We start from the raw sequence: 20,274 nt of genomic DNA on the forward strand, positions 1-20,274 counted from the left end.
CCATGACGACGACAACCCTGTCGAAGCCGGCGACCACGGTCGCCGCCAACATCACCCATGACGTGGTACGCCCGCCGGCGCGCCGCCGGCTCGGACTCGGGCGACCCATCCCGTACGGGCGGATCCTCGGTCCGCTGGCCGTGACCGCCGTGTGGTGGGTGGCCTCGGCCACCGGCGCGCTGGACCCGCGCATCCTGCCGGCACCGGCGGACGTGTTCACCAGCGCCGTGAACCTCACCGGGAACGGCACGCTGGTCGACAGCGTCCTGGTCTCGCTGCTGCGCGCCGGCCAGGGCTTCGCGATCGGCGCGCTGACCGGCATCGTGCTGGCGCTCATCGCGGGACTCAACCGGGTCGGTGAGGCGTTCGTCGACGGCTGGATGCAGGTGCAGCGGGCGGTGCCGACGCTCGGTCTCATCCCGCTGGTCATCCTGTGGCTCGGGATCGGCGAGCTGTTCAAGGTCGTGATCATCGCGGTCGTGGTGGCGGTGATCATGTACATCCAGACGTACGCGGGCCTGACCAGCATCGACAGCCGCTACGTCGAGCTGGCCGAGACGGTCAGCCTGAGCCGCTGGGACTACATCCGGCTCGTCGTGCTCCCGGGCGCGCTGCCGGGCGTGTTCGTCGGCCTGCGCCTCGCGGTCACCAGCTCCTGGCTCGGCCTCGTCGTCCTGGAGCAGATCAACGCGACGAGCGGCATCGGCTACCTCATGTTCCAGGCCCAGCAGTACGCCCAGACCGACGTGGTGGTGCTCGGCCTGGTCATCTACGGCGTCTTCGGCTTCGCCTCCGACGCCGCCCTGCGCGTACTCGAAAGGAAGGTGCTGTCGTGGCGACGCACGTTGAGCGGCTGACCCGGCCCGCGGTGCGGGTCCACGAGCTGACCCGCCGGTTCGGCGACACGGTCGTGCTGGACAACCTGGACCTGGAGATCGCGCCCGGCGAGTTCGTGGCGCTGCTGGGTCGCAGCGGCTCCGGCAAGAGCACGCTGCTGCGCGCCCTCGCCGGCCTCGACCAGGGCACCGCGGCGACCGGCGAGGGCACGATCGACGTGCCGGAGGCGGTTTCCACCGTGTTCCAGGACTCCCGGCTGCTGCCGTGGCAGCGGGTCCTGCGCAACGTCCTGCTCGGGTTGTCCGGGTCGAAGGCCCGCGAGAAGGGCCTGGAGATCCTCGCCGAGGTGGGCCTGCCGGGGCGCGAGTCGGCCTGGCCGGCCGAGCTGTCCGGCGGCGAGCAGCAGCGGGTCGCGCTGGCCCGGTCGCTGGTGCGCGAGCCCGAACTGCTGCTGGCCGACGAGCCGTTCGGCGCGCTGGACGCGCTGACCCGCATCCGCATGCACGCCCTGCTGCAGGAGCTGTGCGAACGGCACGGGCCGGCCGTCCTGCTCGTCACGCACGACGTCGACGAGGCGATCGTGCTCGCCGACCGGGTCGTCGTGCTCGACGCGGGCCGCATCGCCGTCAACCAGACCATCGACCTGCCGAAGCCGCGCTCGCATCGCGACCCGAGGTTCCTGGAGTACCGCTACCAGCTGCTCGGCGCGCTGGGAGTCAAGGAGGAAGTGGCATGACCGCCCATAGGAAGCTGCATCTCAACGCGTTCATCATGGAGAGCGGGCATCACGAGGGGGCGTGGCGGCTGCCCGGGAGCGACCCGCACGCCACCGTCGACGTGGCCCACTTCCAGAACCTGGCCCGCATCGCGGAGCGCGGCAAGCTGGACTCGCTGTTCCTGGCGGACAGCCCGTCGCTGTGGGGCTCCGTCGGCCGGCGGCCCGCCGCCGTCCTGGAGCCCACGATCCTGCTGACCGCGCTCGCCACGGTCACCGAGCACATCGGCCTGATCGCGACCATGTCCACGACGTACAACGAGCCTTTCAACCTGGCGCGGCGATTCGCGTCGCTGGACCACGTGAGCCGCGGCCGGGCCGGCTGGAACATCGTCACGACCGCCGACCTCGCCGCGGCGCGCAACTTCAACCTGGAGGTGCTGCCCAACCACAGCGACCGGTACGCCCGGGCCGCCGAGTTCGTCGACGTGGCGCTGAAGCTGTGGGACGGCTGGGATGAGGACGCGATCGTCGGCGACAAGGAACACGGCGTGTGGGCCTCCGACGACCGGGTGCACGCCGCCGACCACGTCGGCGAGCACTTCCGGGTCGCCGGGCCGCTGAACGTGTCGCGGTCGCCGCAGGGCCGGCCGCTGCTGGTCCAGGCCGGCTCGTCGGAGGACGGCAAGGACTTCGCGGCCCGCTACGCCGAGGCGGTGTTCACCGCCCAGCAGACGCTCGCCGACCTGCAGGCGTTCTACGCCGACGTGAAGGCGCGGGCGGTCGGTTTCGGCCGCGACCCGGACACCATCAAGATCCTGCCCGGGATCGTGCCGGCGATCGGCTCGACCGAGGCGGAGGCGAAGGAGCTGGAGGCCGAGCTGGATCGCCTGATCAACCCGGTGTACGCGGTCCGGCAGCTCGAGGAGGCGCTGCGGCTGAGGCCCGGCGACCTGGCGCTGGACCGGCCGCTGCCGGCCGACCTGCCGACCGAGGACGAGATCGAGGGCGCGAAGAGCCGGTACACGCTGATCGTGGAGCTGGCCCGGCGGGAGAACCTCACGGTGCGTCAGCTCATCGGCCGGCTCGGCGGCGGGCGCGGGCACTGGACCTTCGCGGGCACGCCGGAGCAGGTCGCCGACGTGATCCAGCACCGGTTCTCCAACGGGGCGGCCGACGGGTTCAACATCATGGCGCCGGTACTGCCGCGGGGTCTTGAGGACTTCGTCGACCACGTCGTGCCGATCCTGCAGCGGCGCGGCCTGTTCCGCACCGAGTACGAGGGCGCCAACCTGCGCGACAACTACGGGCTGGCACCCGTGCGCAGCCAGCGGCTCCTGCAGGGCGCCGCGTCCTGACCGCGCCCGGCGCGACTGTCCCAGGATGCGGGGCAGTCGCGCCGGCGTCCCTTAGCATCCAGAAGTGTCGCCCGCGTTCACCCGCCGTCAACTGTTGCGTCTCGGCGGATCCACGCTGGTCGTAGCCGGGGCCGCCGGTTACGGGGTGGCTGCTTACACCGCCAATGTCGTGCGCGCCGATCTGGTTGTCTACGGGGCCACGGCGGCCGGCATCGTCGCCGCCGTGCAGATGCGCCGGATGGGGTGCACCGCGGTCATTCTTGAACCGGGCTGCCACATCGGCGGGATGACGACCGGGGGTCTCGGCTTCACGGACCGGGGCACCGCTGCCGCGATCGGCGGCATCGCCGGGGAGTTCTATCGGCGGGTACACGCCAAGTGCCACGGCAACACCCTCACGTCGGACTCGCCAACGCGGCTCGCCTTCGAGCCACACGTGGCCGCCGAGGTCTTCGACGACCTGCTCGCCGAGCACGGGATTGCGGTCTACCTCGGAGCGCGGCTGGTCGCGGTGACCACAGTGGGCAACCGGATCACGGCGCTCACCGTCCACGACGAGCGGACCTTCGCCGGCTCGATGTTCCTCGACGCCACGTACGAAGGCGACCTGATGGCGAGCGCCGGCGTGGCCCACACCTTCGGTCGCGAGGCCAACAGCGTGTACGGCGAGACGGTCAACGGGGTGCAGCTGTCCACCGCACACCAGTTCAGCCTGTCCGTCGATCCGTACGTGGTGCCCGGTAGCCCGCGCAGCGGAATCCTGCCGGGCATCTCCCGGACCCCGGTCGCGCCGGCCGGCACCGGCGACGGGCGCACCCAGGCCTACAACTTCCGCATGTGCCTGACCAGGGCGGCCGACCGGATCCGGTTCCCCCGGCCCGCCGGCTACGATCCGGCCGACTACGAGATCGTGTACCGCTACGTGCAGGCCGGCTACCGTGGGCCGTTCTTCTCAGCCCGTGGCGTCGGCAACGGCAAGACGGACTCCAACAACAACGGCGCGTTCTCCACGGACTTCATCGGCGCGAACTACGACTACCCGACCGCCAGCCACACCCTACGGCGGACCATCACCGACGACCACCGCTCCTACCAGCAGGGCCTCCTGTGGTTCCTCGCCAACGACCCCCGGCTGCCGGCGTCGGTCCGCGCCAGCACCGCCGCCTGGGGCCTCGCGGCCGACGAGTTCACCGCCACCGGAGGCTGGCCACCCCAGTTGTACGTGCGGGAGTCGCGCCGGATGCTCTCCGCGTACGTGATGACCGAGTGGGACTGTCGGGGTCGGGTGCGGGCCCCCGACTCGATCGGGCTTGCCAGCTACACCATCGACTCGCACAACTGCCAGCGGACCGTGATCGACGGATCGGTCCGCAACGAGGGCGACGTGCAGGTCAAAACGCCCGGCCCGTACCCGGTCAGTTACCGCTCGATCGTTCCCTTCGAGGCGCAGTGCGCCAACCTCCTCGTTCCGGTCTGCCTGTCGGCCAGCCACGTCGCGTACGGCTCGCTGCGGATGGAGCCCGTCTTCATGCTCCTTGCCCAGTCCGCCGCGACCGCCGCCAAGCTGGCCCTCGACAGCGGTGTCCCCGTGCAGCGCGTCGACATCGCGGCCCTGCAGACCCGGCTCAGTCAGGGCGGCCAGCACCTGCAGTGGCCCCTGGCGCCGGCACCGTAGCCGTCACCGCCCGCAGGGCGAGCCACACCCGGTCGCGGGACAGCGGGAGGCTCGTCAGCCGGACGCCGGTCGCGTCGCGGACGGCGTTGGCCAGGGCGGGGGCGACCGGGTTGAACGGGCTCTCGCTCATCGACTTCGCGCCCATCGGCCCGCACGGGTCGTCCGTGTCCGCGAACACCACCTCGGTGCGCGGGACGTCGGCGTACGTGGGCAGGTGGTACTGCCGGAACGCCGCCGTGGTCACCCGGCCGTGGTCGTCGACGCGTACCTCCTCGAACATCGCGGTGCCGAGCGCCTGGGCGACGCCGCCCTCCACCTGCCCCCGGCACTGCGCCGGGTTCATGACCGTGCCGGCGTCGGCGGCGTGCACGCTGTCCAGGATCCGGATCTCCCCGGTGTCGGGGGAGACGGCCACACAGAAGTACTGCGCGTTGAAGGCGACCGACCGGGGCGACCCGGCCCAGTGCCCGTGCCCCACGAACGGCCCCTCGCCGGACTCCACCCGGGCCAGCAGGTCCTCGCACGCGAGCAGCACGGCGCGACCGGCGACGACGGTGCCCGTCGAGGCGAACGCGCCCGTGTCGTGCCCGACGAGATCCGTGTCCGACTGCCGGACGCTGATCAACGAGGGCGACACCCCGAGCGCCGTCGCCGCGATCTGGACGTGCACGGTCGTGCTGCCGTTGCCGAACTCGGCCGAGCCGACCGAGAGTTCGTAGCCGCCGGACGGAAGGAGCGCGATGCGCGCGTCCGCGAAGTGCCCGCCCGGCGGCCCGGTCGCGATCATCGACAGCGCCATGCCGCGCCCGACCGGCCACCCGTCCGGCGCCGCGACCGGGCGCGCGTACGCCGACCGGACCGCGGACAGGCACTGGTCGAGCCCGTAGGAGCCCAGCGTCAGGTCGTCGACCTCGTCGGGCGGGCCGAGCGCGTCGCCCGGCCGGATGATGTTGCGTTCGCGCAGCGTCACCGGGTCCATGCCCAGCAGCCGGGCCACCTCGTCGAGCGCCGACTCAACGGCGAAGATGACCTGTCCGAGCCCGTACCCCCGGAAAGCTCCTGACGGCACCGTGTTGGTGTAGACGGCGAACCCGTCGACGGTGACGTTGGGGCAGTGGTAGACGGCGAGCGACTCGTGGCAGGCGTGGCCGAGGACGGACGGCCCGTGGTTGCCGTAGGCGCCGGTGTTGGACACGACGCGCAGCTTGAGCGCGGTGAGCGTGCCGTCGCGGCTGGCGCCGACGGCCACCCGCACGGTGAACGGGTGGCGCACCGTGGCGGCCGTGAACTGTTCGGCGCGGGTGTACTCGAGCTTCACGGGACGACCCAACCGCAGCACGGCCAGGGCGACGAGGTCCTCGACGAGCATCTCCTGCTTGCCGCCGAACCCGCCGCCGACCCGGCCGGCGACGACGCGGACCTGGGACAGGGGCAGGTCGAACAGGGCGCACAGGGCGCGGCGGGTGAGGAACGGGGTCTGCGTGCTCGACCGCATGACGAGGCGCCCGTCGTCGTCGAGCCAGGCGAGGGCGCCGTGCGTCTCCAGCGCGGCGTGCTGGGCCCGGGGCGTGTGGAACGTCCCCTCGTAGACCACGTCCGCGGCGTCGAGCGCCGCGTCGGCGTCCCCGTGACGCTGGTGCAGCTCGCCGATGACGTTCGTGCCGGCGTGCACCTTCGGGGCGCCCGGGCGCATCGCCTCCTCGGGGTCGAACACGGCCGGCAGCACCCGGTAGCGCACGTCGACCGCGCGGCACCCGGCCTCGGCGGCGGCCTCGGTCTCGGCGACGACCGCCGCGACCCGCTGCCCGACGAAGCGGACCACGTCGTCGAGGACCCGGGTATCGTCGGGATCCTCCTCGGGGTGCTCGTGGCGGGCAGTGGAGAACAGGGTCGTCGGCGCGTCCTCGTGCGTGAACACGGCCACCACGCCAGGAATGGCCAGCGCGGCCGTCGCGTCGATCGACACGATCCGGGCGTGCGGGTGCGGCGAGCGCAGCACCTTCATGTGCAGCAGGCCGGGCACGTCCACGTCGAAGGTGTAGCGGGCCGCGCCGGTGACGATGTCGGGCCCGGCCGGCGCGCCCAGGTCGGTGCCGACGGTCCCGTCGCCGACGGCGCGGCCGACCCCGCACATCGCGTTGTCGATCGAGCGGTAGCCCGTGCACCGGCACAGGTTCCCCTTCAGCGCCCGGGGCAGGTCGGCGTCCCTGTCGAGCGCGGCGGCGGTCATCACGTAGCCGGCCGTGCAGAACCCGCACTGGAACCCCTGCGCGGCCAGGAAACGTTGCTGCGCCGGGTGCAACCCCTCGGCGTCCGCGAGCCCTTCGACCGTGGTGACGGACCGGCCCGCGGCCCGCACCGCCGGATACACACAACTGTGTACGGGCATCCCGTCGACATGGACGGTGCACGCCCCGCAGTCGCCGGCGTCGCAGCCCTTCTTGACGCCGAACAGGCCCTGCTCCCGCAGGTAGGTCCGCAGGCACTGACCCGGACGGGGCTTTTCGTCGTGTGGTTCGCCGTTGACCCGGATAGTCATGCCAGCTCCCGCCGGATCTCCTCGGCGAACAGCAGCGTGAGGTGGCGGCGCCATTCCGGCAGCCCGTGCACGTCGTCGACGTACGCGTCATCGGGGATGGTCGCGGTGATCGCGGCCCGCAGCATCGCCGCGTCCGGGATCGTGGGGAAGCTGAGCCGGACGGGGCGCACGGTCGAGGCGGTCACCGTGAGAACCAGGGCGCCGGACGGGTCGCGGCGGCCGATGAGCAGCGCGGCCGAGCGGCCGTGGGTGTTCAACGAGCCCTGCCGGAACGCCGTCGTGCCGCCGAGGGCGGTGCCCGGGAGCGTGACCGACCGGAGCAGGTCGCCGGGGGCGAGGGCGATCGTGCCGGCGCCCGTGACCAGCTCGGTGACCGGCATGAGGCGGGTCCGCCCGTCGACCGTGAGGACGGTGCAGACGCCGTCCAGGGCGGCGGTCAGCGAGATCATCGGGCCGGCGGGCAGGGCGTTGCACAGGTTCCCGCCGACGGTGGCGACATTCCAGATCTTGAAAGAGGCGAGGAACGCGTGGCAGCACTGTTGGATCAACGGTTGCAGCGCGGGCCACCGCACCGGCGGCTCGAACCCGAACAGCTCCGCGACGGTGCAGGTGGCCGCGATCTCCAGCCCGTTGTCGGTCGCCGTGAGCGGCGCCCAGTTGAAGCTCGCGAGGTCCAGCAGCCGGGTGACCCCGGGCTGCGGCTCCGAGAACAGGTACGTCCCGCCGGCCAGCCACGCGTCGCCGGGCCGCCACCGGTCCAGCGCGGCCGCATCGCGCACCTCCGCCACGGTGTTGAGATCCACGACCGCCTCCCCGACACGTCACGGTGACCTGTGAAGATCGAACCGCACCAGATCACCGTGACGTGTTACCGGCGGATACCGCAAGCGTTACCGATGGCCCGTTGTCCCGCTTGTCCCTCCGTGCTGTCATGACGGCATGTTCGTGCCACGTTCCTGGGCCTGACCCGGTGTCAGTGCGTGGCGATGCAGTCGTCGAGCTTCGTGAACGAGCTGCCCCAGCCCTGCCGGGTCATCTCGGCCACCTCGTCGGTGAACGGGCCCTGGCGGACCACGAGGCGGGTCTTGCCGCCCTCGTCGTGGAACTCGAGACGGAGGCTCATCGTCGTGCCGTCCGGGGCGGTGGCGTAGCCGTCGAGCAGCTCGTGGGGCACCACCTCGTGGTAGGTGGCCTCGATGGTCACGGCCTGGGTCGGTTCCGCGTCATTGACCATGGTGTAGCGCTGATGGCCACCGGGGCGCACGTCCATGTCGATGCTGTCGCGGGGCACCGACCAGCCGACCGGGCCGAACCACCGGGCCAGCTGGTCCGGGTCGGCGAAGGCGCGGTACACCAGCTCGCGCGGCGCGTCGAAGATCCGGTTGATGATGAGCTCGGTCATGACGATGGTCCTTCCTGGAGGCGTTTGAGGTGGGCGTCGAGCCGGGTGAGGTTGACGTCCCAGAAGTGCCGGTAGCGCTCCATCCACTCGGTCGCCTCGCGCAGCGGCCCGGGCTCCAGCCGGTTCGAGCGCCACTGCGCCGACCGGCTGCGCGAGATGAGCCCGGCGTGTTCGAGCACCTTCAGGTGCCGGGAGATGGCGGGCAGGCTGATCGAGAACGGCTCGGCCAGCTCCGAGACGGTCGCCTCGCCGTCGGCCAGCCGGGCGAGGATCGCCCGCCGCGTCGGGTCCGCGAGCGCCGCGAAGATCGTGCTGAGCCGGTCCTCGGTCATGCTGTTTAACCACCTCGTTAATTAACGAACTCGTTAACCATAGGCTCCGCACCGGGCCCTGTCAACCTGCTCGGACATCGCTCAGCGGTCCGCTGCCGTCGCGGCCTGCTGACGGGCCAGCAGGCGGGACACGGCCTCGCGGGCATGGGTCGGGCCAGGTGGTAGCCCTGTCCGGGGCGGTCGCGGTCGCCATGTCGTGTCGAAAGTGGAGCGTGCGGCAGCCGGCAGCGGTTTCGGTCGGGCGGTATGTGTCGCGGTCGTGCGGCCACGGTCCTCGGCCGCGTAGTGCTTGCGCAGGTCAGAGGTCGTCATCCGGTCGGAAAGGATGCGGGAAGCCCGGATGAGGAAGGCAGCCGTCGCGCCGATGGTGTAACGGGTGCGGGGCCTGCCGTCGGTCACCGCTTTGGCGACCCTCTTCTAGTGGAACTGGCGTTGGTAGCGCAGCCAGCCTTCGTCGAGGAGCCGGAAACCTGCGTCGATGGTGGACTCCGGGTCGGCGGCCCGGGTTGCGCTGAGCTGTATCTGGAGGGCGAAGCGGACGAAGAAGCCGATCTCGTCGCTGGGCTCGGGAAGCCCGAACTCCCGCGTGATCGCCGCGATCAGGGCGTCTTCGTGGCGGAACCACATGCGTTCGGCGTACTCGACCAGGGCGGGTGTCTGTTCCATCAAGGCGAGGACCGGCCGCTCACGTTCGGACCCGAGCGCGGTGATCTCCGCAAGGTAGTGCGCCTTGAGCGCGGCGGAGATCGAGGTGCCCGGCGGTCGGTCGGCCACTGCCGCGACGAGCCGGTCGTGTCGCACTTCCTCGTCACCGAACGCCAGGGCCTCTTTGTGCGGGAAGTGCGTGAAAACGGTGGTCGGCGACACGTCCGCCCGGTCGGCGATCTCGCGGACGCTCACCGCGTCGAACCCTCGTTCGAGGAACAGTTCGTGGGCGGCCCGCACGATCGATGCCCGGGTCGCTGCCTTCTTTCGTTCCCGTCGCCCGGTTGGCTGCCCCTCGCCCATGCCGACAGCGTACTGGAGCCGTTCGCTATACGTATTGACTCCATAACTGGTGCCGATACAGTATTGGTGTCGTACCGGAAATTGATCGGCGGAATCGACACGTGCGGCGGGATGCCGGGAGAGAAGGAACCATGGACGCTCAGCAGAGGCAACGCTCCGCCGCTGGCATCGCGCTCATCGCCGGAGGAGTGGTCTTCTTCGTCGCGGAGTTCGTCGCCGCGGCCGCGTGGACGCGTCCGCCCTACAGCTACACCTACGACTACATCAGCAACCTCGGCGTACACGGCCCGACGCAGGGGTTCGGGCAGCTCATGTACTCGCCACTGGCGTGGGTCATGAACACCGGATTCTTCCTGTTCGGGATCGTCCTGTTCGGCGGCACCGCCATGCTCGCGGGCATGCGCGGCCTGCGCGGCTGGGCAGTGCGCACCCTCGCCTTCCTGATCGCCGCCGGCGGGGTGCTGCTGGCCTTCTTCCCCGGAACCGGCGAGACGCCCGACAGCGGTGCCATCGACTTTCACTCGGTGGGCGCCCTGGCAAGCATCGTCAGCGGCAATGTACTGATCATCATTCTCGGGCGCGCGCACCGACAGGCCGGAATCGCCGCCACCACCGGCCGCGCTATGGTCGCCCTCGGCGTCTTCGGTCTTGTCTCGCTGGTCGGCTTCATGGCCATCGCCGGCTCATCGGCCAGCCTGATCGGCCTGGTCGAACGCTGCGCGGTCTATCCCCTTCTGATCGGCTTCATCTGCGCCGGCAGGTCCATCTGGAAGGGCAATCGGCGGATCAGAGGGTCAAGGCCCCAGATGGTCATCTCCTAAGGGGCCGGTAGCACGGCGCGGGTCGGTCACACGTCGCGGTAGCGGGCCTGCAGGAAGCAGTACGCCCCGAACGCCGCGATCCCCGCCGCGACCAGCCCGAGCAGCAGTCCGCCGTACGGCTGCGCGGCCAGCGTCCGCAGCGCCGCGTCGAGCCCGCGTGACTTGTCCGGGTCGTGCGTCCACGCGGCGGCCACCAGCAGCACGCCCACGATGCCGTACGCGACGCCCTTCGCGGCGTACCCCGTCATGCCTGTCGCGATCGCGGCCTTGCGCGTGGTCGCGGACATCTCGCCGCGCTTGAGCCGCCGCTCGAACTTCTTCATGACGCCGTAGACGCCCAGCCCGATCCCCAGCGCGACAACGCCGAGACCGACAAGGCCGACCAGCCACGGGCCCCACGGGTGACCCATGACCCCGGCCGCCGCACCCTCCTGCTTGTCCGCGCTGGACGCGCCGTCGCCGAAGGCCGCGCGCCCGGCGGAGACCCCGAGCACGGCGTAGACGACGGCCCGGGCGCCCGACCCGATCCGCTCCCACACGCGCGCGGCGCCCGTCTCCTCGCGATGGCCGACGGCCGCGAGCAGCCCTTGCCACACCGCCATGGCGGCCAGGCCGACGGCGACGACCACGAGGAGCACGCGGCCGACGGTGTGTTCGGCGAGCGCCGCGAACGCGCCGGTCTGATCGCCCTCCTCCGCCGGGTCGCCGAGGGCGATCTGCACGGCGAGCCACGCGACGACGAGGTGCACCACCCCGTACCCGGTGAATCCGATCCTGGTGAGCAGCTCGAGTGTCCGGCTGTTCGCCGCCTGGTGCGCGGTGGTCTCTGCGGTGGCCATGGTGAAGCCATGCCCGGCGACGGGACGGCCGCAAACGTCAGAACGCGTGCGCGCGGCGCAGCGCCGCGGGACGCCCGTCGGGATCGCAGACGAGGCGGTAGAGGATCCGGGCGGGCAACGACCGCCACCGGTCCACTGTGGGCGGCCGGTAGGCGCGCAGCCGGCCGGCGGGGCGCGGGCCCTTGCACCCACCCTCGTGCCAGTCGTCGAGCTCCTGGGCCGCCTTGGCGAACGCCATGAACGCCACCTGCGGGTCGCGCAGGTCCCCGTCGTCGTCGCCGACGCGGCCGAGATGCTCGCGGGCCGCCTCGAGGCGCAGGTCGAGCGGGAATCCGCCCTCGTCGTGGACGGCGCAGGTCAGCTCGGTGTCCCACGTCCACGAGCGCAGATTGAAGTTGTCCGACCCGACCGTGGCCCACGTGTCGTCGATGACGCACGCCTTGGCGTGCACGTAGATGGGCGTGCCCGCCTCGTTCTCCAGGCCGTACACGGCGACGCGGTCGCCGCCCGCCTCCCGCAGCAGCTCCAGGGCGTCGGTGCGGCCGAGACACTGGGCGAGCGCGGTGAGCCGGCCCGGCTGGTCCGGGAAGCGGGGCACCACCGCGATGAGGTGCAGCCGGGGGTTGGCGCGCAGCGCGTCCGCGAACGGCCGCACCACCTCGGCCGACCACAGGTACTGGTCCTCGATGTAGATCAGCTCGCGGGCGCGGCGCAGCGCCTTGATGTAGCCGCGCGCCACGCTGCGCTCCCCGTCGGGCGCGAACGCGTAGCCGCGCCGGCGGTAGGGGTACGTGCGCAGCAGCTGCACCGTGTGCACGCCGGCCGGGGGCGGGTCGGGCAGCTGCGGCGGCATGCGGTCGGCCGCGGTGGGCAGCCCGCCGAGTTTGTCGCGCAGGTACCGCACCGGGTTGTGGGTCAGCGGCGTCGGGTCGTTCCACCGTTCCCGGAACGTCGCCTCCACGTCGCCGACGGCCGGTCCGCGGATCTCCAGCTGGATGTCGTGCCACGGTGGGCGCGGCCCGTAGGCCTCGGCCATCGGCGGGCGCTGCGGGTCGCCCCGGTGCGCCCGACCGTCGTTGCGCCCGTGGCTCAGGTCGATGCCGCCGACGAAGGCGACGTCCCGTTCGGGCCGCTCCGGATGCCGTACGACCAGCAGTTTCTGGTGGTGCGACCCGCCGGGTCGCACCCGCATGTCGAGGAGCACGTCGCCCCCCGCCGCGCGCAGCTCATCAGCCAGTCGTCGGTTGGCCGCCGCGCTGAAGTGCAGCCGGTCGCTGTGCGAGCGCCAGATCAACCCCTTCACGAGTACGCCGCGACGCGCGGCGGCGGCGAGCACCCGGGCCACCTCGGTGCCCGGCCCGGCGAGCCGTTCGTCGGCGTCGCCGCGCCAGTCGGTGAACATCACCAGGTCGCCCGCGCGGGTCGCCTCGACGACGCGCAGCACCTCGGCGAAGTAGGCATCCCCGTGGATCAGCGCCCGCACCCGGTTCCCAACGCTCCACGCGCTGCCATCCCGGTGCCGATCGTCCACATGGGTATGCGGGTTGCCGCGCTCGGCCCGGCTGAGGAACCACTCGGCGACACCCACGGGGCAGGAAGTGCCCGGTGAGCGTCGATCACAAACGCGGCAGGGCGGCGGCGACGGCCTCGGCGGCGGGGAGGTTGTCGGGCAGCGGCAGCACGGCGGTCACCGCGGAGACGGGTAGCGGGGCGTAGAGGTGGGGGAACAGGTCCCCGCCCCGGGAAGGCTCCCAGCGCAGCGCCTCGCCGAGCGGTTCGGGGTCCACAGCCAGCATGGTGAGGTCGGTCACGCCGGTGAAGTAGCGGCGGGCCGTCTCGACCACCTGCTCGGCGGTCGAGAAGTGCACATAGCCGTCCTGTCGGTCGACGGCCGAGCCGTCGAACTGGCCCGCCTCGACGGCGGCCGCCCACTCGGCGGCGGTCAGCAGCTTGTAGATCACACGCCGAACCGTATCGTGGCGGGGTGGACGAGGCACGGTTCTGGGACGCGGTGGCCGGGGGCGGGCCGACCGCCGACGAGCGGGCGGCGTTCGCCGCGCAGTGGCGCCGGCACCTGGACCTGGCCAACACGCGACCGCTGCGCGACGCGGCGACGCTGCTGCTCGGGTCCGCCACCGACGCGGAGTTCCTCGACCTGCGGCGCTGGCTGATCACGCGCGGGCAGGCGGTGTTCGACGCGGCGCTCAAGGACCCGGACACGCTCGCCGACGAGACCGTCACGCCGTCGGGCGTCGACGCCGCCGACCTGGAGGCGGGCTGGGCCGACGGTGAGCCGACGGGGGAGTGGACCAACCTCGGCGACCGGCGCGAGCTGCGCGCCGCGTTCCCCCGACTGTCCGCCCGGTACGAGGGCGGCTGCCGCTAGAGGTCCAGCGCCATGATGACGCTCTTCTCGGCGAAGCCGAGCGACGTGTAGAGCTTGCGGGCGACCGCGTTGTGGCCGTGCACGTGCAGGCCGATGCGGGTCGCGCCCAGCTCGCGGGACCGGTCGGCGGCCGCGTTCATGATGGCCCGCCCGTAGCCGGATCCGCGCTGGTCGGCGTCCACCTCGATGTCGTAGATGAACGCCTCGGTGGTGCCCGCCGCCGGCCGGATCTCGATCCACAGGACGCCGACGCGCCCGCCCGTCGCCGCGTCGCGCGCGGTCCACACGTGCTGGCCCTTCGAGTCGAGGCCGTCCGGGAGCAGGCCGAGCACGTTCTCCCGGGACTTCGCCAGGGACTCCTCGGCCGACCAGCGGCCCGCGATGACGTTCTCCTCGGCGTACTCGATGATGAGTTTGTCAAGGTATGGACCGAATTCGTCGGCCGTCATGGGGACGAGGCGGACCTCTCGCGGGGTGGACACGGGCGCCAGCCTAGCCGAGCAGGTCGGCGACCACGGCCTGCTCGCGTGCCGCGCTCAGGCCGGCTCGACGGGGACGGTCGAGGCCGAGCGTGCGCTCCCAGGCCAGGGTGTCCGCGACCAGCTCGGCACGGGGGCGGTGGGTGAGGCCGGCCGCGGCCGCCGCCGCGCCGCGGCGGGCGGCGTGGGCCTCGGCCCCGGGCGAGCCGATCCACATCGGCAGCGACTCGGGGCCCATCCATTCGTTGACCCCGTGCGCGAGCAGCCACTGCGCGTCGGCCGTGACGACCGGACCGCGGTGGCCGCCCACCTCGCGGCTCAGTGACAGCCACTCGCCGAAGGGCACGACGGGGCCGACCGCGTCGACGACGCCGGTGGTCCGGCGCTCGGCCACGTCGACCAGCCAGGCGGCCAGGTCGCGCACGTCGGTGACCTCGGTGGCGCGGTCGGCCGGGTCGGGCGCGAGCAGGGGCGTGTCGGGGTCGCGGGCGGCCCGGGCCACCCAGTAGCCCGCCCGGTCGCTCGGGTCGCCGGGCCCGCCGATGAGGCCCGACCGGGCGATGAGCAGCCGGTCGCCCAGCGCGTCGCGGCACGCGCGTTCGCAGGCGACCTTCGCCTCGCCGTACTCCTCGCCGGTGACGCGGTCCTTCGTCGTCGCGGGCAGCACCTCGGCGCTCTCGTCGGCGCCGGGCGTGTCGTGGCTGGCGTAGACGCTGACCGACGACACGTAGACCCAGTGCGCGGCGCTCGCGGCCAGCGCGGCCAGGGCGCCGCGCACGAACGCCGGCTGCCAGGACACGTCGACCACGGCGTCCCAGTCGCGCCCGGCCACCGCGGCGTAGGCGTCCGGCCCGGCGCGGTCGGCGTTGACGAGCGTCGCGCCTTCGGTAGCCCGGCCGCTCTCGCCCCGCGCGAGGCAGGTCACCGCGTGCCCGCGTGCCACCGCCTCGGCGGCCGTCCGCCGCCCCAACCACGCCGTCCCGCCCAGCACCAGAAGCTCCATCGGGCCAGTCAAGCACCGGCGGCGCCCCGGCGGCGCCCCGCTTCGCTGTCGGCAGAGCTGTCCTTGGGGGAACCGTTCGCGCCCTCGCCGCGTCGGAGGTGCGTTGGCCGCGTCCGGCGGCCGCGGTTGGGGGAGACGCCATGCGGGGTGGACGGAGCGGCGCGGGGCTGGCCGCCGTGGCGGGGTTGGTGCTGGCCGCGGCCGCCGGATGCGGCTCGGGCGGCAGCCCTACGGAGGCGATCACGTCGGCGGCGGCGTGGGCCCCGCCGCCCCGGTACGCGTTCACGCTGTACTCCTCGTGCGGCGAGCGCTGGCTCATCGGGCGGTTCGGCGTCACGGTGGTCAACGGTGAGGTGTCGGCCGTGGAAGGGCTCGACGAGCCGGCGCGGCTGGCGGTGAAGGACCGCGACCTGAAGTTCCTCCGGGAGGTCGTGCCGACCCTGTCGGGCATGGCGGCCGAGGCGGCCAACGCCCGTGCGAACGGCGCCGACGTGGTCGAGGTGACCGTCGACAAGACCGACGGACATCTCACCAGGGTCGACATCGACCCGGCGAAGAACGCCATCGACGACGAGTCGTGCTACACGATCACCGACTACCGGGTGCTGACCGGCACCCCGACCTAAACCGGTTGGGTCGGCGCGGCCCGGGACGGCACAGTGGCCCGATGGCGGTTCCTGAGGGAGTGACGCGGGCGCGGGCCCGGGCGGTCGACGCGGGCTTCACCCAGTCGAGTGACGGTGCGACGGGCGAGCTGCTCGCCGTACTGGCGGCGGCGGTGCCACGCGGGGGCCGGATCCTCGAGATCGGCACGGGCGTGGGCGTCGGCCTGGCGTGGCTGGTCGCCGGGCTCGGCGCCCGGACCGATGTCGAGGTGGTGAGCCTGGAGCAGGACCCCACTGTGGCGGTGCTCGCCGCGTCCCACGGGTGGCCGGCCCGGGTCCGGCTGATCACCGGCGACGCCCTCGCGGTGCTTCCGGAGCTCGGGCGGTTCTCGCTGATCTTCGCGGACGCCCCGGCCGGCAAGTGGACCGGACTCGACGGCACGCTCGCCGCGCTCGAGCCGGGCGGTGTGCTCCTTGTCGACGACATGCGGCCACCCGTGTGGGCCAGCGCCGACCACGAGGCACACACCCGACGGGTCCGGGCGACGCTGCTCGGCCACGCCACGCTCGTGGCCACGGAGTTGTCCGTCGGGAGTGGACTGATCGTCTGCACCCGGCGCTCCTGACGCCCCCGGCGCTGGCCGATCATGGTCCGTTTCGGCTCGTCGGCCGCTGCGCCGCGCCTGTCCGGAACCGTCACGGAGCTGTGGCGTGCGTAACACGTGGGATTGAGGCTGGTCCTTACGGTCCGGCGGCCGAAGAATGGTGGGGTGAATCCCCCCGGCGAGCGGCCGTGAGCCCGCGCACGTTCCTGATCGACACCCGGCCGCTGCGCCACGCCACCTTCCGGCGGACGTGGATCGGCAACGGGGTGGCCGGCGTGGGTTTCCAGCTCACGGCCGTCGCGGTGCCCGTCGAGATGTACGCCATCACCGACTCGTCGGTGTGGGTGGGCCTCATCGGCATCGCCGGCCTGGTGCCACTGCTGATCTTCGCGTTGCTGGGTGGCGCCGTCGCCGACGCGGTCGACCGCCGCAAGGTGCTGCTGGCCAGCTCGCTGGTGACCTGGGTGGTCACGCTCGCCCTGTTCATCCAGGCGGTCCTCGGCCTCGACAGCCCTGTGCTGCTGCTGTGCCTGGTCGCCGTGCAGGCGATCGGGTTCGCGCTCACCTTCCCCGTGCGGCAGGCGATCGTCCCGCGCATCGTCCCCGTCGAGGACGTGGCGGCCGCGCAGACCATCACGTTCACCACGAGCAACGGGGCCATGGTCCTCGGTCCGCTGCTCGCTGCGCTGATCATCGGGAAGGACCACTTCGCGGCCGCGTACGCGGTGGACGCCGCGCTGTTCACCGTCTCGCTGTGGGCGTCGCTGCGGCTACCGGCGCTGCCCCCCGAGCACACCGGCGCGGCCCCGGTGACGGTCGGCCTGCGTGCCGTGACCGACGGGCTGCGCTATCTGGCGACCACACCGATCATCGCGCTGTCGTTCGCCGTGGATCTCGTCGCCATGGTGTTCGCGATGCCGCGCGCGCTGTTCCCCGAGATGGCCGACGAACGGTTCGGCGCCGGTTCGGTCGGCTGGCTGTTCTCGGCGATCGCCCTCGGCGCCGTGGCCGGCGGCCTCGTGTCCGGCTGGATCGGCCGCGTGCGCCGGCAGGGCCTGGCACTCGTGGGCGCGGTCGTCGTCTGGGGTCTCGCGATCGCGGCGGCCGGCGTGGCCCACCAGTTGTGGCTGGCCGTGCTGTTCCTCGCCGTCGCGGGCATGGGCGACCTGGTCAGCGGCGTCTACCGACAGACGATCATGGCGGTGCACGCGCCGGACGAGATGCGCGGCCGGCTGCAGGGCGTGTTCACGGCGGTGGTCGCGGGTGGCCCCCGCCTCGGCGACCTGCGCGCGGGCCTGTCCGCGGCCCTCGTCGGCCCGAGCCTGGCGTGGGCCGGCGGCGGCGTGGCGGCCGCGGTCATCGTCGTCGTGCTGGCGCTCGCGTTCCCGGTGCTGCCCCGCTACGACGGCCGCCCGCCGGCGGCGCATGCCGAGCCGGCGGTCGAGGCCGAGGTGCAGACCGTCGCCTGAGCGGCGGCGCACTGGATCTCGACGGTAACAGTCGCCGCATGGGTCTGGACTGGAATCCCGGCAACAAGGCGGCACCGGGCTGCGAGGCGGAGTTCGCCGACCTGTTCCGCCGGCTCACCGACCCGGACGGCGACGCGGCCGATGATGGCGATGTCCAGCGGTTCTTCGCCATTTCGGTCAGCGCCTTCGAGACGCTCAACGCGCCGGTGGTCGGCCGCGATCCCGAGGCGGACGCGTGGGCCCGGCAGTTGCGCAGGGAACTCGGCCGCGACGAGTCCGAGGAGGAGTTCCTGGCGGGCATGGCCGGGTTCGCCGTCCTGCCCCTCGTCGCGCCGTGCGACGGCCTACCCCGCTACACCAACGGAAGCCCCGGCGGTTACGTGGAGCAGTACTCGTTCCGGGCACAGTTCCTGTAGGACTGCGCGGACGACATCGGCGAGGAGCTGTTCGCGGCGGCGTACGTGTCGAAGCTTCCCGATGATCTTCTTGAGTACGGCCGCCGACTGCTGGCGCGGGCGGAGGACCTGGCCGCCCGCCACGGCCTGGATCCGCTGAACCTGGTCGTTCCGGACAGGATCCCCACCCTCGACGAGATCGTCGCCGGCGTCGAGCCGCCCACGACGTGGAGCGTCGAACACCGGGTCGACGTCGCGCACTCGGCCGGACGCTGGTGCGTGTTCTGGGCCGAGCGGGGGCATCTCCTCGACGTCCACGCGTGACCTTGTGAGCCCTCAGGCCGGCGTGATGTTGTGGTTGAAGCGGAACACGTTGTCCGGGTCGTAGCGCCGCTTGACCTGCGCCAGGCGGGCCACGTTGTCCTCGCCCAGGCCTGAGGTGACCCGGTCGCGGCCCTCGTCGCCGACGAAGTTCAGGTACACGTCGCCGGTCGCCCAGGGGCGTACGGCCGAACGCACGTCGCGGACCCACTGACGGCCGCGCTCGTCGTCGGCCGGGTCGTCCCAGAGGCCGAACGGGTGCACCACCCAGCGCGCCCGTCGCCACGGCAGCGGCTGGTCGGCGCCGACCCGGGACACCGCGCCGCCCTGCGGGAAGAGCACGTGCTGCGACGGCGACGGCACGATCATGTCGACGGCCCGGGCGCAGAACGCGTCGATGGCCTCGTCCGGCAGGTCGTCGACGTGCTCGGCCGACCAGTAGTTGCGGAAGCCGGGTGGGTCGTCGAACATCGCCTGCAGGTCCCCGTACGGCAGTTCCGCGATGAACTGACCCGCCGGCTCCAGCGCGAGCAGGGGCGCGATCGCGGCGCGGGCGGCCGCCTCGTCGCCCGCGTACGTGACCAGCGTGAGGCAGGTGAGCCGCCCGACCAGCTCCGGCGGCACGAACGGCTCCGGCGGCCCGGTGATGAAGACGAACCCGCCGCCCAGCTCGTCGGGCGCGGACTCCAGCAGGTCCCGGTACGCCCGGCCGACCCGGGGCCCGGCGTCCGGCGGCCAGAGGAGCACCGCCGCCGTGAACACGGGCAGCGGGTGCAGCCGCAGGGTCAGCGAGGTGGCGATGCCGAAGTTGCCGCCCCCGCCGTGCAGCGCCCAGAACAGGTCGGGATGCTCGGTGTCGCTGACGGTGAGCACCTCGGCGTCGGCGGTGACCAGCTCGACGGTGACGAGGTTGTCGCAGGCCAGGCCGAACAGGCGGTCCAGCCAGCCGGTGCCGCCGCCGAGGGTGAACCCGCCGACGCCGGTCGAGGAGACCCGCCCGCCGGTGGTGGCCAGCCCGTACGGCTGGCAGGCGCGGTCCAGGCCGGCCATCGTCGTGCCGCCGCCGACCGTGACGGTGCGCGCGTCGGCGTCCACCCGGACGTCGTTCATCCGGCGCAGGTCGATGACGAGCCCGTCGTCGACGAGCGCCATGCCGGCGACGCTGTGCCCGCCGCCCCGTACGGCGATCGGCAGGCCGCGCTCGCGTCCGAACCGCACGGCCGCGACGACGTCGGCGACCGTGTCGCACTGCGCGATGACCGCCGGCCGGCGATCGATCATCGCGTTGAACACCTGGCGTCCCTCGTCGTACCCGGCGTCCCCCGGGACCAGTACGGTGCCGCCCAGCGACTCGAACCCCACCATGGCGGCAGTCTAGGACTGTGCGTACTTTTTATCCGGAAATAAGGTTTGTTAACAGGGTGAACAATCAAGTTCACCTCAAGGGAGCCTCAGGATTGCCTAAAGGTCTGTCCGACCACGGTC

General features: G+C 72.4%; 22 protein-coding genes. 11 read left to right on the forward strand and 11 right to left on the reverse strand.

Going from position 1 to position 20,274, the window contains the following annotated elements; translation table 11 throughout:
- Positions 1-2: 2 nt before the first annotated feature.
- The 4 genes from ABD211_RS20215 to ABD211_RS20230 all read left to right on the forward strand — a co-directional run bounded on the left by ABD211_RS20215 (position 3) and on the right by ABD211_RS20230 (position 4,585).
- Complete coding sequence (locus ABD211_RS20215) at positions 3-857, forward strand: ABC transporter permease (protein WP_344134089.1); 855 nt, start codon at positions 3-5, stop codon at positions 855-857.
- The gene (locus ABD211_RS20220) at positions 833-1,573 is read left to right on the forward strand and encodes an ABC transporter ATP-binding protein (RefSeq protein WP_344134092.1); all 741 of its coding nucleotides are present in this window, start codon (positions 833-835) and stop codon (positions 1,571-1,573) included. Before ABD211_RS20215 ends, ABD211_RS20220 begins: the two co-directional genes overlap by 25 nt.
- Positions 1,570-2,910 (forward strand): LLM class flavin-dependent oxidoreductase, encoded by a 1,341-nt coding sequence (locus ABD211_RS20225; RefSeq protein WP_344134095.1) that lies wholly within the window; start codon positions 1,570-1,572, stop codon positions 2,908-2,910. The genes ABD211_RS20220 and ABD211_RS20225 overlap by 4 nt, the downstream gene beginning before the upstream one ends.
- Positions 2,911-2,974: 64 nt before the next feature.
- Entirely contained in the window at positions 2,975-4,585 is a 1,611-nt protein-coding gene (locus ABD211_RS20230) for an FAD-dependent oxidoreductase (RefSeq protein WP_344134098.1), read from the forward strand.
- Here the strand turns inward: ABD211_RS20230 and ABD211_RS20235 are convergent.
- The 5 genes from ABD211_RS20235 to ABD211_RS20255 all read right to left on the reverse strand — a co-directional run bounded on the left by ABD211_RS20235 (position 4,536) and on the right by ABD211_RS20255 (position 9,866).
- The gene (locus ABD211_RS20235; RefSeq protein ID WP_344134101.1) at positions 4,536-7,124 is read right to left on the reverse strand and encodes a molybdopterin-dependent oxidoreductase; all 2,589 of its coding nucleotides are present in this window, start codon (positions 7,122-7,124) and stop codon (positions 4,536-4,538) included. The genes ABD211_RS20230 and ABD211_RS20235 overlap by 50 nt on opposite strands.
- Positions 7,121-7,927: an FAD binding domain-containing protein gene (locus ABD211_RS20240; RefSeq protein ID WP_344134104.1), complete on the reverse strand. Its 807-nt coding sequence runs from the start codon at positions 7,925-7,927 to the stop codon at positions 7,121-7,123. The genes ABD211_RS20235 and ABD211_RS20240 overlap by 4 nt, the downstream gene beginning before the upstream one ends.
- Positions 7,928-8,097: 170 nt before the next feature.
- Positions 8,098-8,526: an SRPBCC family protein gene (locus ABD211_RS20245; RefSeq protein WP_344134107.1), complete on the reverse strand. Its 429-nt coding sequence runs from the start codon at positions 8,524-8,526 to the stop codon at positions 8,098-8,100.
- Positions 8,523-8,858: an ArsR/SmtB family transcription factor gene (locus ABD211_RS20250; protein ID WP_344134110.1), complete on the reverse strand. Its 336-nt coding sequence runs from the start codon at positions 8,856-8,858 to the stop codon at positions 8,523-8,525. Before ABD211_RS20250 ends, ABD211_RS20245 begins: the two co-directional genes overlap by 4 nt.
- A gap of 417 nt (positions 8,859-9,275) precedes the next feature.
- Positions 9,276-9,866: a TetR/AcrR family transcriptional regulator gene (locus ABD211_RS20255; RefSeq protein WP_344134112.1), complete on the reverse strand. Its 591-nt coding sequence runs from the start codon at positions 9,864-9,866 to the stop codon at positions 9,276-9,278.
- 131 nt (positions 9,867-9,997) lie between these two features.
- Here ABD211_RS20255 and ABD211_RS20260 point away from each other — a divergent pair, with 131 nt between their 5' ends.
- A complete protein-coding gene (locus ABD211_RS20260; RefSeq protein ID WP_344134115.1) occupies positions 9,998-10,687 on the forward strand; it encodes a DUF998 domain-containing protein in 690 nt (229 codons plus the stop codon).
- A 26-nt stretch (positions 10,688-10,713) separates the two neighbouring features.
- Here the strand turns inward: ABD211_RS20260 and ABD211_RS20265 are convergent, their stop codons facing one another.
- From ABD211_RS20265 to ABD211_RS20275, 3 genes are all read right to left on the reverse strand, one after another.
- Positions 10,714-11,526, reverse strand: coding sequence for a DUF1206 domain-containing protein (locus tag ABD211_RS20265; RefSeq protein ID WP_344134118.1), 813 nt, complete (start codon positions 11,524-11,526; stop codon positions 10,714-10,716).
- 37 nt (positions 11,527-11,563) lie between these two features.
- A complete protein-coding gene (locus ABD211_RS20270) occupies positions 11,564-13,009 on the reverse strand; it encodes a phospholipase D-like domain-containing protein (RefSeq protein WP_344134120.1) in 1,446 nt (481 codons plus the stop codon).
- 133 nt (positions 13,010-13,142) lie between these two features.
- Positions 13,143-13,487: a DUF952 domain-containing protein gene (locus tag ABD211_RS20275; protein WP_344134123.1), complete on the reverse strand. Its 345-nt coding sequence runs from the start codon at positions 13,485-13,487 to the stop codon at positions 13,143-13,145.
- Between the two features lie 23 nt (positions 13,488-13,510).
- Between ABD211_RS20275 and ABD211_RS20280 the strand changes: the two genes are divergently transcribed.
- Positions 13,511-13,912 carry a DUF4240 domain-containing protein gene (locus tag ABD211_RS20280; RefSeq protein ID WP_344134126.1) on the forward strand — a complete coding sequence of 134 codons (402 nt, stop codon included), beginning with the start codon at positions 13,511-13,513 and terminating at the stop codon, positions 13,910-13,912.
- On the opposite strand, the gene ABD211_RS20285 is transcribed toward ABD211_RS20280, so the two are convergent.
- Positions 13,909-14,394, reverse strand: coding sequence for a GNAT family N-acetyltransferase (locus ABD211_RS20285; protein ID WP_344134129.1), 486 nt, complete (start codon positions 14,392-14,394; stop codon positions 13,909-13,911). The genes ABD211_RS20280 and ABD211_RS20285 overlap by 4 nt on opposite strands.
- 10 nt (positions 14,395-14,404) lie before the next feature.
- Positions 14,405-15,394, reverse strand: a complete 990-nt coding sequence (locus ABD211_RS20290; protein ID WP_344134132.1) for an NAD-dependent epimerase/dehydratase family protein — start codon at positions 15,392-15,394, stop codon at positions 14,405-14,407.
- Positions 15,395-15,534: 140 nt separating this feature from the next.
- Here ABD211_RS20290 and ABD211_RS20295 point away from each other — a divergent pair, with 140 nt between their 5' ends.
- The 5 genes from ABD211_RS20295 (at position 15,535) to ABD211_RS20315 (ending at position 18,792) form a co-directional block, all read left to right on the forward strand.
- Positions 15,535-16,020: a DUF6174 domain-containing protein gene (locus ABD211_RS20295; RefSeq protein ID WP_344134135.1), complete on the forward strand. Its 486-nt coding sequence runs from the start codon at positions 15,535-15,537 to the stop codon at positions 16,018-16,020.
- Between the two features lie 41 nt (positions 16,021-16,061).
- Complete coding sequence (locus ABD211_RS20300) at positions 16,062-16,625, forward strand: O-methyltransferase (protein ID WP_344134138.1); 564 nt, start codon at positions 16,062-16,064, stop codon at positions 16,623-16,625.
- 167 nt (positions 16,626-16,792) lie between these two features.
- A complete protein-coding gene (locus tag ABD211_RS20305) occupies positions 16,793-18,073 on the forward strand; it encodes an MFS transporter (RefSeq protein ID WP_344134141.1) in 1,281 nt (426 codons plus the stop codon).
- A gap of 38 nt (positions 18,074-18,111) precedes the next feature.
- Entirely contained in the window at positions 18,112-18,489 is a 378-nt protein-coding gene (locus tag ABD211_RS20310) for a hypothetical protein (RefSeq protein WP_344134144.1), read from the forward strand.
- Between the two features lie 45 nt (positions 18,490-18,534).
- Positions 18,535-18,792 carry a hypothetical protein gene (locus tag ABD211_RS20315; RefSeq protein ID WP_344134147.1) on the forward strand — a complete coding sequence of 86 codons (258 nt, stop codon included), beginning with the start codon at positions 18,535-18,537 and terminating at the stop codon, positions 18,790-18,792.
- 12 nt (positions 18,793-18,804) lie between these two features.
- Here ABD211_RS20315 and ABD211_RS20320 read toward each other — a convergent pair whose 3' ends face one another.
- A complete protein-coding gene (locus ABD211_RS20320; protein ID WP_344134150.1) occupies positions 18,805-20,154 on the reverse strand; it encodes an FAD-binding oxidoreductase in 1,350 nt (449 codons plus the stop codon).
- Positions 20,155-20,274 lie beyond the last annotated feature (120 nt).

It is taken from the genome of Luedemannella flava, from assembly GCF_039528515.1.
Lineage (GTDB): Bacteria > Actinomycetota > Actinomycetes > Mycobacteriales > Micromonosporaceae > Luedemannella > Luedemannella flava.